This window comes from Streptomyces sp. NPDC046122 (assembly GCF_056429965.1).
Map to the genome: position 1 here is coordinate 743,189 of NZ_JBWKLQ010000001.1, position 13,379 is coordinate 756,567.

12 protein-coding genes and 1 pseudogene are annotated in these 13,379 nt (G+C 73.4%); 5 read left to right on the forward strand and 8 right to left on the reverse strand.

The window, feature by feature from the left end; all coding sequences use genetic code 11:
- Positions 1-7: 7 nt before the first annotated feature.
- From AC07FK_RS03235 to AC07FK_RS03245, 3 genes are all read left to right on the forward strand, one after another.
- Complete coding sequence (locus tag AC07FK_RS03235; RefSeq protein ID WP_479102565.1) at positions 8-1,585, forward strand: amidohydrolase; 1,578 nt, start codon at positions 8-10, stop codon at positions 1,583-1,585.
- The gene (locus tag AC07FK_RS03240) at positions 1,582-1,833 is read left to right on the forward strand and encodes a hypothetical protein (protein ID WP_479102035.1); all 252 of its coding nucleotides are present in this window, start codon (positions 1,582-1,584) and stop codon (positions 1,831-1,833) included. The genes AC07FK_RS03235 and AC07FK_RS03240 overlap by 4 nt, the downstream gene beginning before the upstream one ends.
- Before the next feature lie 269 nt (positions 1,834-2,102).
- Positions 2,103-2,600, forward strand: coding sequence for a GNAT family N-acetyltransferase (locus AC07FK_RS03245; protein WP_479102567.1), 498 nt, complete (start codon positions 2,103-2,105; stop codon positions 2,598-2,600).
- 59 nt (positions 2,601-2,659) lie between these two features.
- Here the strand turns inward: AC07FK_RS03245 and AC07FK_RS03250 are convergent, their stop codons facing one another.
- Genes AC07FK_RS03250 through argC form a run of 4 tightly spaced genes read right to left on the reverse strand, consistent with a single transcriptional unit; the run spans position 2,660 to position 6,967 of the window.
- On the reverse strand, positions 2,660-3,880 hold the full coding sequence (locus AC07FK_RS03250; protein WP_479102037.1) for an acetylornithine transaminase: 1,221 nt from the start codon (positions 3,878-3,880) through the stop codon (positions 2,660-2,662).
- On the reverse strand, positions 3,877-4,788 hold the full coding sequence (gene argB, locus AC07FK_RS03255; RefSeq protein WP_479102039.1) for an acetylglutamate kinase: 912 nt from the start codon (positions 4,786-4,788) through the stop codon (positions 3,877-3,879). Before argB ends, AC07FK_RS03250 begins: the two co-directional genes overlap by 4 nt.
- Complete coding sequence (gene argJ, locus AC07FK_RS03260; protein WP_479102041.1) at positions 4,785-5,936, reverse strand: bifunctional glutamate N-acetyltransferase/amino-acid acetyltransferase ArgJ; 1,152 nt, start codon at positions 5,934-5,936, stop codon at positions 4,785-4,787. Before argJ ends, argB begins: the two co-directional genes overlap by 4 nt.
- Positions 5,933-6,967 (reverse strand): N-acetyl-gamma-glutamyl-phosphate reductase, encoded by a 1,035-nt coding sequence (argC, locus tag AC07FK_RS03265; RefSeq protein WP_479102043.1) that lies wholly within the window; start codon positions 6,965-6,967, stop codon positions 5,933-5,935. The genes argJ and argC overlap by 4 nt, the downstream gene beginning before the upstream one ends.
- A gap of 235 nt (positions 6,968-7,202) precedes the next feature.
- On the opposite strand from argC, the pseudogene AC07FK_RS03270 reads away from it, so the two are divergent.
- Both AC07FK_RS03270 and AC07FK_RS03275 read left to right on the forward strand, forming a co-directional pair.
- A pseudogene (locus AC07FK_RS03270) lies at positions 7,203-9,355 on the forward strand (penicillin acylase family protein).
- Between the two features lie 108 nt (positions 9,356-9,463).
- Positions 9,464-10,117 carry an HAD family acid phosphatase gene (locus AC07FK_RS03275; RefSeq protein ID WP_479102045.1) on the forward strand — a complete coding sequence of 218 codons (654 nt, stop codon included), beginning with the start codon at positions 9,464-9,466 and terminating at the stop codon, positions 10,115-10,117.
- Between the two features lie 15 nt (positions 10,118-10,132).
- Here the strand turns inward: AC07FK_RS03275 and AC07FK_RS03280 are convergent, their stop codons facing one another.
- From AC07FK_RS03280 to AC07FK_RS03295, 4 genes are all read right to left on the reverse strand, one after another.
- Positions 10,133-10,636 carry a DUF1360 domain-containing protein gene (locus AC07FK_RS03280; protein WP_479102047.1) on the reverse strand — a complete coding sequence of 168 codons (504 nt, stop codon included), beginning with the start codon at positions 10,634-10,636 and terminating at the stop codon, positions 10,133-10,135.
- Positions 10,637-11,055: 419 nt separating this feature from the next.
- A complete protein-coding gene (locus AC07FK_RS03285) occupies positions 11,056-11,268 on the reverse strand; it encodes a hypothetical protein (protein WP_479102049.1) in 213 nt (70 codons plus the stop codon).
- A gap of 248 nt (positions 11,269-11,516) precedes the next feature.
- Positions 11,517-12,803 carry a glycoside hydrolase family 6 protein gene (locus tag AC07FK_RS03290; protein ID WP_479102051.1) on the reverse strand — a complete coding sequence of 429 codons (1,287 nt, stop codon included), beginning with the start codon at positions 12,801-12,803 and terminating at the stop codon, positions 11,517-11,519.
- Between the two features lie 157 nt (positions 12,804-12,960).
- Positions 12,961-13,356 carry a ribosomal maturation YjgA family protein gene (locus AC07FK_RS03295; protein ID WP_479102053.1) on the reverse strand — a complete coding sequence of 132 codons (396 nt, stop codon included), beginning with the start codon at positions 13,354-13,356 and terminating at the stop codon, positions 12,961-12,963.
- Between the last annotated feature and the right edge of the window lie 23 nt (positions 13,357-13,379).

Below are 13,379 nucleotides of genomic sequence, written 5' to 3' on the forward strand. Positions count from 1 at the left end.
GACCGTGATGCTCTGCACGAGGCTGACGAACGCGCACATCCTCACCATGGACCCGGACCACCCCGTCGCTCACGACCTGGGCATCTGGCACGGCCGGATCGTGGGCCTGGACGAGGCCGTGACCTCCCTTCCCGCACGCGATGTCATCGACCTCCAGGGCGCCACCGTGCTGCCCGGATTCATCGACAGCCACGTCCACCTGGCCTGGGCCGGGCTCAAGGCCGGCACGCCGGACGTGGCACCGTGCGCCCGCGTCGAGGACGTGCTCGCGGTCGTGGCGGCGGCCGTCGCCGGGAAGGATTCGCCCGGCGCCTGGGTGGACATCGGCGGGTACGACCAGCGGTCACTGGGACGGCATCTGACCGCCGCCGAACTGGACGGCGTCAGCCGGGGACGCAAGGTGTTCCTGATGCACGACTCCGGACACGGCGCCGTGGTCAACAGCGCCGTCCTGGACGAGCTTCCCGCCGGCATCCCGCACGAGAACGGCTTCCTCGCCGAGGGCGCCATGATCGCCGCACGGGCGCTGCGCCCGCCGTACTCCCAGGAGGAGCTCGCCGACGCGATCGCGCACGCCGCCCGGACCTGTCTGGGCGAAGGCGTCACCGCCTGCGCCGAGGCGGGCATCGGCAGCGGCCTACTCGGCCACAGCCCGGTCGAGCTCGGGGCGTACCAACTCCTGCGGGACCAGGGCCGGCTGCCCCTGCGGGTGCAGCTCATGGTGGCCGCGAACAACCTGCACCCGGTTGCCTCGCACGAGGCCGACGGCATTCCACGCGCCCTCGACCTCGGTCTGCGCACCGGATTCGGCGACGACTGGCTCTCCGTGGGCGCGCTCAAGATCTACACCGACGGCGGCATGATGGCCCGTACCGCCGCGCTCAGCGCCCCGTACCTCGGCCTCGACCACGCCGGTCAGCTGCAGGACGACCCGGACGTGCTCGCCGACACCATCGTGGACGGCCATCTCGCCGGCTGGCAGCTCGCCATCCACGCCATCGGCGACCGCGCCGCCGATCTGGCGCTGGACGCGCTGGAACGCGCTCAGCGCCTGCGGCCGCGCCCGGCCGCACGCCACCGCATCGAGCACGCCGGACTGATCCGGCCCGACCAGCTGCCGCGCTTCGCCCGGCTCGGCGTGAGCGCCGTCGTCCAGCCGAGCTTCCTGCGCTACTTCGGCGACGACTACTCGACGATCATGGGCGACGAGAGGGCGCCGTGGCTCTATCGCGGCAAGGGCTTCCTCGATCACGGCATCACGCTGGTGGGCAGCTCCGACAGGCCGGTCACGGAGGGCTCGCCGCTGCGCGCCGTGCAGTTCATGGTCGAGCGCGCCTCCGCGTCGGGCCGGGTGATCGGCCCGGACGAGGGCATCACCGTCGACGAGGCCCTGCGCTCGTACACCGTCGGCGGCGCCTACGCCTGCGACTGGGACGACAGCGCGGGCAGTCTCGCTCCGGGCAAGCGCGCCGACCTGGTCGTGCTGGGAGACGACCCGGGGCGCGTCGAGACGTCGCGGATCGGCGACATCGAGGTGGTGGCGACGTTCGTCGACGGCCGCGCGCCCAAGGAAGCCGCGCTGTGAGCGCCCGGACGGACGGCGTAGAGCGGTACGCCCACCTGTGGGCGGCGCGCCCGCACCCGCACCGTTGGGTCATCTGGACCGTACCGGCCGAGACGATGGTCTTCGACCGGCAGACGAACTGCCCCGTGTTCATCGACGACGAGGCGACCCTGGACGAGGTCCTGCGCCGCATGCGCGAGGCGGGCGTGCCGGAGAGCGCCGACTACCCGGGCCACCCTTGCGGAGAGGCCGGCCCCCGCTTCGACTGACGCGGCCCCGTCGGCCATGGATCCACCGGTCCGTACGCCGTGGCGCCAACAGGCCTGAAAGCGCACGGAGTTGCCGTCAATGGGCGGCCGGCCTGCCCATTTGGTCCTGAACTTAGGCCAGGCTAACCTTAGTTGATCTGGTGTCCCCAGGTGCTCAGGTGGCCGAGCCGTCTCCGCGCACGGTGGGACCGAAGGAAGGGAACCCCTTGATCACGACCACCCCGCGCCTCGGCACACCGACGTCCCCCACCGCCCCGTCCGCCTGCCTCATCTCCCTCACCTCGCCCGCCCCGGCAGCCCTGTCCGCTTTACGGGCGGGGCGCCGCGGGGACGCCGCAGCTCTCGAAGCGCTCTCCCGGCCGTTCGTCCGCTCCGGGGCACTGCGGGAGCGTCCGCTGTCCCTCTACGCCTCGGACGCGGCCGACTTCCTGGTGGTGGACGCCGGCGACGGCACGCTGGACGGCTGTCTGGGCCTGCGCGTCCACCCCGCCGACCCGGCCGGCGGGCGCGGGCCCGCGGGGGTCCTCTACAACTTCTGCGTCGCGCCCCGCAGGCAGGGCCGCGGGGTCGGCGTCCTGTTACTGCGCGCGGCGCTGGCGAGGGCGGCCGGGCAGTCTCTGCACGCCCTGTTCACCGCGACCACCGGCGGCGGCGACCTCTTCCTCCGGTACGGCTTCGCACCCGCCGGTGCCCAAACCGCACCGGCGGCCTGGGCGAACTCCCTGGATCCCCGCCGCAATTCGCGCGTCCTCGCCCGCATGCTGTGAATGCCCGCCAGGGGCCCGCGCAGTAGGGGGACGACCACGCTCCGTGCGCTGTGCCGTTCTCAGGCGTCCGACGCGTCGAGGATTCCCGGCAGCGCCGCGAGCAGCTCGTCCACCTGCTCCTCGGCCACCGTCAGCGCCGGGGCCAGGCGCACCGTCGTGGGGCCCGCGGCATTGACGAGGAACCCCGCGTCCTGCGCCGCCCGCTGTACGCGCGGTGCGACGGGTGCGCGCAGGACGACACCGAGCAGCAGCCCCGCGCCGCGTACATGGCTGATGCGGGGGTGCCTCAGATCCTCGATCCCGCGCCGCACGTGCGCGCCCATCCGGGTGACGTGGGCCAGCAGCCCTTCCGCCTCGATGGTCGCGAGTACGGCCGACCCTGCCGCACAGGCCACCGGATTGCCGCCGAACGTCGAGCCGTGCTGGCCCGGTCCCAGCAGGCCGGCCGCGGCGCCGAACGCCACCGTCGCGCCGATCGGCAGCCCCCCGCCCAGTCCCTTGGCCAGGGTCACCACGTCCGGGTCGGCGCCTTCCTCCGCCTGATGGGCGAACCAGCGGCCGGTGCGGCCGATCCCGGTCTGGACCTCGTCCAGCACCAGCAGCGTGCCGGTGGCGCGGGTGATCTCACGGGCGGCCCGCAAGTACCCCTCAGGGGCGGGGACCACGCCGGCCTCGCCCTGGACGGGTTCCACGAAGACGGCCGCCGTCTCCCCGGTGACCGCCGCACGCAGCGCCGCCGCGTCACCGAACGGCACATGAGTCACCTCGCCGGGCAGCGGCACGAACGGTTCGCGTTTGGCGGGCTGCCCGGTGAGGGCCAGCGCTCCCATGGTCCGGCCGTGGAAGCCGCCCCGGGTCGCGACCAGGTGCGGCCGCCCGGTTCGGCGGGCGATCTTGAACGCCGCCTCGATCGCCTCCGTACCGGAGTTCGCGAAGAACACCCGTCCCGGCCTTCCCATCAGCCGCAGCAGCCGCTCGGCCAGCGCGACCGGGGGTGCGCTGACGTAGAGATTGGAGACGTGGCCGAGGCGGCCGATCTGGTCACTCACCGCCGAGACCACGACGGGGTGCGCGTGCCCGAGGGTGTTGACGGCGATCCCGCCGGTGAAGTCGAGGTACGCCCGGCCGGACTCGTCCCACACGGTGCTGCCCTCCCCCCGCACCAGGGCCAGGGGCGGAGTGCCGTAGGTGTCCATCATCACGGAACTCCAGCGGTCCCTGAGCCCCCGGCCGCCCTCCCCCGTGGCGGGCGAAAACCCTTCGGCCTGGCCGGTGGTCATGCGTCGTCCTCTTCCAGATCCGGAACCACGGTGGTGCCGGCGCCGTCGCCGGAGACGGCCCGCACCACCGAGTGCGGCACCCGGCCGTCGAGCACGTGCGCCTTGCGCACGCCCGCCCGGACGGCCCGCAGGCACCCTTCCATCTTGGGCAGCATCCCGCTCGCCAGTTCCGGCAGCAGTTTCTCCAGCTCCCCGGCCGTCAGATGCGCGATCACCTCGGGGCTGTGCGGCCAGTTCGCGTACAGCCCCTCGACGTCGGTGAGCATCACCAGCTTCTCCGCGTCGAGGGCCACCGCCAGCGCCGACGCCGCGAGGTCGGCGTTGATGTTGTAGACCTGTCCGTCCGTCCCCCGCGCCACCGGCGAGACCACCGGGATACGGCCCTGCTCCAGCAGGGCCCGTACGGTGGCCGGGTCGACGGCGACGACGTCACCGACCAGCCCGATGTCCACCGGCTCGCCGTCCACCCAGGCCGGCCGCCGCACGGCCGTCATGGTGTGCGCGTCCTCGCCCGTCATCCCCACCGCGAACGGCCCGTGGCGGTTGATGAGGCCCACCAGCTCCCGCTGGACCCGGCCCGTCAGCACCATGCGGACCACGTCCATGATCTCCGGGGTGGTCACCCGCAGTCCCTGCTCGAAGCGGACGTCGAGACCGAGCAGGTCGAGCAGCGCGCTGATCTGCGGGCCACCGCCGTGCACGACGACCGGATGCAGCCCCGCCCGCCGGAGCTCCACCACGTCCTGGGCGAACGACCGCTTCAAGTCCTCGTCGACCATGGCGTTGCCGCCGAACTTGATCAGGACCGTCCGGCTCCGGAATCCCGCCGGCCGGGAAGTCTCCTCGGCGCCCTTACGCGCGCGGGACGCGCCCCGTGGCTCCCCGTGCGGTGCCGCGGCCCCGGTCATGAGCTGTACGCGCTGTTCTCGTGGACGTACTCGGCCGTGAGGTCGTTGGTCCAGATCACCGCCGACGCGTCACCCGCGCGCAGGTCGACCGTGACGGTGACGCGGCGCCCCGACAGGTCGACCTTGTCGCGGGACTCGCCCGCCGCGCCGTCCCGGCACACCCACACACCGTTGACGGCCACGTCCAGACGGTCGGGGTCGAACACCGCGTCCGTCGTGCCGATCGCCGACAGCACCCTGCCCCAGTTCGGGTCCTCGCCGTGCAGAGCGCATTTGAGCAGGTTGTTCCTGGCCACGGACCGGCCCACGGCCACCGCGTCGTCCTCCGACTCCGCACCGACGACCTCCACCTCGATCTCCTTCGACGCGCCCTCCGCGTCGGCGATCAACTGCCGTGCCAGGTCCCGGCAGACCGCGTGCACCGCCTCCGCGAAGTCGCCCGGGGCCGGTGTCACCCCCGAGGCGCCCGAGGCGAGCAGCAGAACGGTGTCGTTGGTGGACATGCAGCCGTCCGAGTCCACCCGGTCGAAGGTGGTACGGACCGCCTCCCGCAGCGCGGAGTCGAGCGCCGGAGTGCTCACGTCGGCGTCGGTCGTGAGCACCACGAGCATGGTGGCCAGGCCGGGAGCGAGCATGCCCGCGCCCTTCGCCATGCCGCCGACCGTCCAGCCGGGGCCGGAGACCACCGCCGTCTTGTGCACCGAGTCCGTCGTCTTGATCGCCACGGCCGCGTTCTGGCCCCCCGTGGGCGTCAGCCGCGCGGCGGCGGTCTCGATCCCCGCCGTGACCCGGTCCATCGGCAGCAGAACGCCGATGAGCCCCGTGGAGCACACCGCGATCTCGCGCGCGTCCACTCCCACGGCCCGCGCCGTGTGCTCGGCCATCAGCCGGGCGTCGACGGCGCCCGCCTGCCCCGTGCACGCGTTGGCGCCGCCGGAGTTGAGGACGACCCCGGAGATCCGGCCGTCCGCCAGCACCCGCCGGGACCAGCGGACGGGGGCGGCCTGGACCCGGTTGGAGGTGAACACGCCGGCCGCCGCTCGCGACGGACCGCGGTTCACCACCAGCGCCAGATCGGGATCACCGGATTCCTTGATGCCGGCGGCCACACCGCTCGCGAGGAATCCCTGTGCAGCGGTCACGGTCACGGAGCCACTCCATTCGTGGGCAGGCCCAGCCCCTCCGGCAGGCCCAGGGCGACGTTCATGCTCTGCACCGCGCCACCGGCGGTGCCCTTCGTCAGGTTGTCGATAGCGCTCACGCAGATCAGGCGGCCGGCCCCTTCGTCCAACGCCACCTGCACCTGCGTGGTGTTGGAGCCGAGTACGGCGGAGGTCGACGGCCACTGGCCGTCCGGCAGCAGCCGGACGAACGGCTCGTCGGCGTACGCGGCTTCGTACGCCGCCCGCACCTCGCGCGGACCGGCGGCGGCTCCCGGGCGCACCCGCGCCGAGCAGGTGGCGAGAATGCCCCGGGCCATCGGCGCCAGCGTCGGGGTGAACGAGACGGTCACCCGCTCACCGGCCACCCGCGACAGGTTCTGCGTCAGCTCCGGTGTGTGCCGGTGGCCGCCTCCGACTCCGTACGGGCTCATGGAGCCCATCACCTCGGAGCCGAGCAGGTGCGGCTTGGCCGCACGGCCCGCCCCCGACGCCCCGCTCGCCGCGACGATCACGGCCTCGGGCTCCACCAGGCCCGCGGCGAAGGCCGGGTACAGCGCCAGGGTCACCGCGGTCGGATAGCAGCCGGGCACGGCCACCCGGGTGGAGCCCTTCAACTCAGCTCGTGCACCAGGAAGTTCGGGCAGGCCGTACGGCCAGGCGCCGGCATGGGGCGAGCCGTAGAACCGCTCCCAGTCGGCCGCGTCACGCAGCCGGAAGTCCGCGCCGCAGTCCACGATCAGCGTCTCGGGCCCCAACCGGGCCGCGAGCGGCGCCGACCGGCCGTGCGGCAGGGCCAGGAAGACCACGTCGTGCCCGTCGAGCGACGCCGGCGCGCTGTCCACGAGCACCCGGTCCGCGAGAGCGGCCAGGTGGGGCTGCACCTCGCCGAGCGTGCGGCCGGCGCTGCTGTGGGCGGCGGCCACCCCGATCTCCACGTCGGGATGTGTCACCAGCAGCCGCAGGATCTCCCCTCCGGCGTAGCCGCTCGCGCCGGCCACCGCGACCCGTACCGTCATGTTCTCCGTCTCTCCTCGCACCTGCCCGATGCCGGCCGCCGACCGGCCGGGGTTGTGCCTGCTGGATCGCCATGCGGCGCGTGCCGACCCCGCCGAGCACCAGGTCGCGCGGCACCGCTGGACGGAGCAAGGCTTGTGCGGCCCGTACAACAGAGCTGCTCACTGGGCCAGTTGGGAGCTTAGCTTAGGCTAACCTAAATCATGTCGAGCGCGGGTGCGGAGAGACGGAGAGACGATGACGGTCACCACCTACCGGGACGCCTGGGGCATTCCGCATCTCCGGGCGTCCGACCCCTTGCAACTGGCTTACGGTCAGGGGGAGAACGCCGCGTCGGACCGCGCCTGGCAGATCGAGGTCGAGCGGCACCGCTCCCGGGGCACCACCGCCTCGTTCCTCGGCGCGGACGCCGTCCCGTGGGACGTGTTCGCCCGCCGGGCCCGGCTCGACGACACCGCACGGCGCTGCTTCGACCAGCTCGACGAGTCCACCGCGGCATGGGTGTCGGCGTACGTCGACGGGGTGAACGCGGGCCTGGAGCGGGGCGCGGAGGCCGCTCCCCAGTTCGCGGAGACCGGGCTCGCCCCGCAGCCGTGGGAGCGGTGGACCCCCCTGGGCGTCTGGCTCGCCCACCACATCCTGTTCGCGGGTTTCCCGACCAAGCTGTGGCGCGAGGAGGTCGCCCGGCGGCTCGGCGACGACGCCGTCGAGCTGTTCGCCACGGACGATCCCGGCACCGCGGGGTCCAACGGCTGGATGGTCTCGGGCGACCGCACGGCCGCCGGCGCGCCGCTCATCGCGGGCGACCCGCACCGCTTCATCCAGGATCCCGGTTTCTACCAGCAGATCCACCTGTCCTGCCCGGAGTTCGACGTCGTGGGCTTCGCCGTTCCCGGCGTCCCCGGGATCGCCCACTTCGGTCACGCCGGGACGGTGGCCTGGGCCATCACCAATGCCATGTCCGACTACCACGACCTGTACCGGGAGCGGCTGCGCCGGGCGGGCGGCGGCATCGAGGCGCTGGGGCCCGACGGGTGGCGGCCGGCGGCCCGTCACCGGGAGACCGTCCAGGTCGCGGGAGGTGAACCGGTCGAGATCGACGTGGTCGAGACGGAACGCGGTCCCCTCATCGTCGACGGCCTCGACGAGGAGCCGGGCCCGGGTGCGGAACCGACGGGCCTTCCCGGGGGAATCAGCCTGCGCTACCCGCCGCGCGTCACCTCGGACCTCGGGTTCGACGTGCTCCCCGACCTGCTGAGGGCCCGCACGGTCGCGGACGTGGACCGGGCTCTCGACCGCTGGATCGAACCCGTCAACGTCGTGCACGCCGCCGACTCGTCCGGCGGGCTGCTGCACCGGGTGGCCGGATACGTACCCTCCCGGCACCGCGACAACTGGCTGCGGGTCGTGCCCGCCTGGCAGCCGGGTCACGACTGGGACGGTCGCGTCGACACGCCCCGCGCCCCGGTCGACGGCGTCGCCGTGATGGCGAACGCCCGGGGCATCGCCGCCCCCCTCGGGGTCGAGTTCGCCCCGCCGCACCGCGCATCGACGCCCTGCTGCGCGCGTCACGGGACTGGGCGGCCGCCGACATGGCGGCCGTGCACATGGACACCCACCTCGCGGCCGCCGGGCCGCTGCTGGAGCAGGTGGCGCTGCTCGGCGCGCTCGGCCCCGGCGCCGAGCGCGTCAGGGAACGTCTGCTGTCCTGGGACCGCCACATGGACGCCGACAGCACCGCCGCCGCGGACTACGCGCGCCTGCGCTCGGCCGTCACCCGCCGGATCGCGGCAGCCCCGCAGCTGGCGGCCCTCGCCATCCCTCTGCCGTACCCCGCGGTCTTCGCACCCTGGCTGACGCTCACCTCGAAGGTCGCCTTCGCACTGGAGACCCTGCTGACCACCGACCGGCTTCCCGGCCTCGACCTCCCGGGACACGTCCGCTCCGCCCTGGACGAGATCGCCGCGGAGCAACCGGCTCAGTGGGGCGAGCTCCACCGCCTCGCGCCCTGCCAGGCGCTGCCAGCAGCCGAGGACGAACCGTGGCCCGGACTGGGCGGCGACCACGACTGCGTCCTGGCCACGTCGAGCATCCCCGGCGTCACCGACCTCAGCGCACGCGGCCCGTCCGCCCGGTACGTCTGGGATCTCTCCGACCGCGGGAACAGCCTCTGGATCGTCCCCCTGGGCGCCCGCGGCATCCCGGGCGCCCACCGACGCGACCAGCTGCCGCTGTGGCTGCGCGGCGAACTCGCGCCCGTGGTCACCGATTTCGGCCGGCTCACCGCACACGGCACCGGCCGGTGGGAAGGGGCGACGGGCGGCGCCGGCATCCGGCGGAGCGCCAGCGCGACCGGGGGGCGGGCGAAGAATCATGCTACCGACCAGTAGAGGCATCATCCCGGACGCTCCATCATTGGGCGCGTACATGCCAATAGCTCGGTCCTCCCCGGGGAGGGACGGGCCATCCGTGCGCCGTGACTCGAAGGAGCACCCCCCATGCGTACAGGCGAATGGAGAACACGGGCCGCCGCGACCGTGACCGCGCTGGTCCTGTCCGCGGTCACCGCCGTCACCCTCACGGCGCCGGCCGCCTCGGCTCGTCCACAGGGACCCGCGCTCGAGACCCGGGCCACGTCCTCCGCGCAGCTCCTGGCCGTCGACTACCGGACGTGGCAGCGCGACGTGGCCGCCGTCGTCGCGACCGCCCGCCCCTACCTGGAGCAGCGGACCTCGCAGCCGTCCGCCGAGAAGCGGGCGATCGTCCTCGACATCGACAACACCTCGCTGGAGACGGCGTTCCACGACTTCTGGGACTACCCGACGCCGGCGGTCGCACCGGTCCGCGACCTCAGCCGCTTCGCCGACTCGCGCGGCGTGGACGTCTTCTTCGTCACCGCCCGGCCCGGCATCATCCACTCGCTGACGGAGTACAACCTGGAGAGGGTCGGCTATCCGGTCGCGGGGCTGTACGCACGCAGCCTGCCCGACCTCTTCGAGGAGGTCAGCGCGTACAAGACCGACATGCGGGCCAAGATCGAGGCCAAGGGCTACACGATCATCGCCAACATCGGCAACAACACCAGCGACCTGGTGGGCGGCCACGCCGAGAGGACGTTCAAACTCCCCGACTACGGCGGCCAGCTGTCGTAGACCGCGGGGGTGCCCTCAGTCCTCGGTGGCCGCCTTCATGAGCGCGCTGTAGGACAGCTGCAGCGCGTCCGCCCCGGCCACGGCGGCCAGGGCGGCCACCACGACGCGGGTGGGCCGCGGCCAGAGCACATGGCTCGCGGTCAGCGCGGTCCCCACCCACACGCTCATGCAGAAGGGGCAGGTCAGCAGCTCGCCGGCCGTTTTCCGCGCTCCCTCACGCGGCTTCTCCGCCAGCTCGGCCGGTCCCTGCGGGCCCTCGTACTCCGTGAACGGCGCCCGCAGCGGACTGGTCACGGACGCCTTGGTCAGCAGGCGGCTGAGCCGGAACGTCGCCACCGAGGTCAGCGCCACGTCGGCCGGAGCGGCCCTGTCCGGCAACGGCCGTCCGCTCCTGCGGACGGCCGTCGCCCAGGCCGCCGCGAAACCGCAGTAGGCCGCCGTGGCCGCCGCGTAGCCACCGAGGTGGCGGTACTCGGAGCGGGAATAGGCCGAGCGTGTACGCCGGAAGAGGTCCACCATGCATCGCACCTTCTCACTGGGACGGTCGGCTGCCCGAGTGCCACTCGCGGCCGGACCCAAACCCGTGACCGGCGGATCGAGGGCCGGCGCGGCCGGCGCCGGCGCTCACGACCACACGCACATCACCGGTGTGCGGTCCTCGATCGCCTGTGCGGCGTCGAGAACGGCTTCCTCCTCGAAGCGCCCTCCGATGAGCTGCGTGCTCAGAGGGCCGTCGCCGAGGGCGACGGGACCGTGACGGCGGGGAAGCCGAAGACGGGCACGGCGGTCATCGGCCACATGGCGTCGAACAGGCGCAGGTCCCGGTCGCGTCCGGCGAACCGGCCGCGGTGCTCCAGAGCCTGTCCCGCTTGTACGCCTGACGCCGCAGGCCTCCGCCCACGCCCCGGACCGGCGCCGAGCAGACGGCGCGGCCGGTGTCACGCGCGGCGGCGTTCGGACGACGTCCGGTGCTCGCCCTCCGCCTCCGGTCCGTACGCCGCGCAGTCGGGGTTGCGGCACGGGCCGGGGCGCCAGACGGGCACGAAGACCCCGAGGGACTTGTGCCGTTGTATCTCGGAGGTGACGGGGTGCTTGCAGACCTGACAGACGTGCCGGGCCGGCGTTTCGGTCTCACGCTCATTGCTGCCCATGTCTCCACGGTATGCCCGCCTCCCGAAATGGGACAGACAGGATATTCAAACCCGGAGACTTGTCCCGCCACCGCACGGACAGGCTCCCGTGCCGCCGATGTACGACCGGTGTTCGCGGGCACCGGGCCGGCACTTGGGGAAGGGTGCGGATTCTTTCCCATTTTCATGATCGAAGGGAGAAAGCATCCGCACCTGAGACCGGACCTACGAATGTCGCTGCGCCGGCACACTCAGCGCGCGGCCGCGGGTCAGCCCGTGGAGACGCCTTCGCTCCCGCGTCCGGGCATCCGGTTCTCCGGCGGCATGATCGCCGGGTTCGCGAGCCGGACCAGTTCCAGCGCCTGCTGCGGGAACCAGACGCCCGCCTTCGGGTCGATCGTGCCGCGCTCGGGGTCCTTGGGGCCCTTCGTGCCGCGCAGGCACGCACCGTCGGACTCGCCCGGCGTCTTGATCCAGAGGTTGGCGTCGTTGAGCGGGTCGCCGGTGCGGGTCGTCGGGCGGACGCCGAGGCCGCGCCCCGGCGGGTTGCACCAGTCCTGCGCGTCGCGGTACCTGCCGGCGGGCGGGGTCCAGGGCCCCTGCCCGTTGCGGCTGGTGTCGGTGACGAAGTGCTTCATGCGGGCCGGGTCGAGCGGGACGTGACGGTCGAGCCAGCGCCGCGCGTCGGCACGCTTCCATTTCTGGGTGGGGCAGGCGGACGCCTTGCCGCCCTTGTCGACGTAGGCGAGGCAGGACGAGACGAGCCTGCCGTACCAGGAGTTGGCCTCGTCGGTGCCGTAGTTGGAGACGTTCACGGCGAAGCCCGTGGCCTGCGCCACCCCGCCCTTGATCAGCCGGGGCACGATGCTGTCCACGGTGTGCCAGGCCGGGTGCCCGGCGTCGACGTACACCTTCGTGCGGGGCAGCGTGCCGAGGGTGGTGACGGCCTCGGTGACCTGGGCGTAGCGGGCGGCCGTCTTGACGGCCTTGACGCGCTCGGTCTCCTTCGCGTCCTTCCCGCCCCCGGCGCCCTTCGCGTCGCCGTCCGGGCAGTCCGCCGGCACCAGCGCGAGCGCGTCCGGTTCGATCACGACCAGCGCGCGACCGCGGCCGATGCCCTCCGCCACCGCGCCGACCCAGGCCCGGTAGGCGGTGGTGTCGCGCAGGCCGCCCGCCGAGTACAGGGAGCAGTCGCGGCCGGGGACGTTGTAGAGGACGAGGGTGGGGGTCGTCCCGCGGCGGGCGGCGTCGCGCACGACACGGCGCGTCTCCTTGCGGACCTCGTCCGGCGTGCGGCCCGCCAGCCAGACGGCGTGCGGGGTACGGGCCATGGCCCGCAGCCCGGCCGCCTCGCGCGAATGCTTCGCGCCCTCCAGTTCGTCGGCCTGGCGGTACGCCGCCGGGTTGGCCCGGGGCGCGTAGAGGCCGGTGGTGACGGCGTCGACCGGGTCCTCGGTGGCGAGGGCCGGCGGCGAGCCGAGGAGCAGCGCGGACGCGAGGCCGGTGGTCAGGGCGAGCGGAAGGGCCGTGTGCAGGATCGGTCGTCTGTGGGGCACGGTTCACTCCTGGATCGCGGGCGCGCCGGCTGGTGGGAGCGCTCCCACCTCTGCCGGGCGCGACCTCGTCGAATGCGAGGGTTCGAAACGGATCCGGTCGTCGGAACGCGGCGCGCACCGGAATCGGCCGGAAGGGCGTCCGGGCGGGGCCGCGTCGCTAAGCGGGGCGCGGGCCGCCCGGCCGGGGAACCACGGTGCGTATGAGCAGGAAGAGGCCCGCACCGGCCGCGTACCAGAACAGGTCGGGCGCGTTGAAGGTCGAGCCGAGTACGAGCCGCGCGAGGACGCTGCGCTCGGCGAGCGCGGCGGGTACGCCGGTGAGCTGGGCGCATTCGACCGCCCAGCTCAGCGCGAGGCCGACGCCGGCGGCCACCGGCGCCCGGGAGGCGGGCGCGAGCAGGACGACGAGCGTGCACAGCAGGACGGTGTAGAGCGCGTCCCCTGCGTACTCGGCGACGTCGCCGTGCGCGGCGCCCCGGACGCCGAGCCCGGCGCACAGGGTCGCGCCGGCGGCCAGGGCCGCCGAGACGCGCGTACGGCGAAGGTCGCTCACGGCGGACACTGTACGTCCGCGGC

Coding starts and splice junctions, on each gene's coding strand:
- AC07FK_RS03285 (WP_479102049.1), bottom strand. CDS start 11,268: ATGGGCAGCAATGAGCGTGAGACCGAAACGCCGGCCCGGCACGTCTGT.
- argC (WP_479102043.1), bottom strand. CDS start 6,967: ATGACGGTACGGGTCGCGGTGGCCGGCGCGAGCGGCTACGCCGGAGGG.
- AC07FK_RS03235 (WP_479102565.1), top strand. CDS start 8: ATGCTCTGCACGAGGCTGACGAACGCGCACATCCTCACCATGGACCCG.
- AC07FK_RS03280 (WP_479102047.1), bottom strand. CDS start 10,636: ATGGTGGACCTCTTCCGGCGTACACGCTCGGCCTATTCCCGCTCCGAG.
- AC07FK_RS03275 (WP_479102045.1), top strand. CDS start 9,464: ATGCGTACAGGCGAATGGAGAACACGGGCCGCCGCGACCGTGACCGCG.
- AC07FK_RS03250 (WP_479102037.1), bottom strand. CDS start 3,880: ATGACCACCGGCCAGGCCGAAGGGTTTTCGCCCGCCACGGGGGAGGGC.
- argB (WP_479102039.1), bottom strand. CDS start 4,788: ATGACCGGGGCCGCGGCACCGCACGGGGAGCCACGGGGCGCGTCCCGC.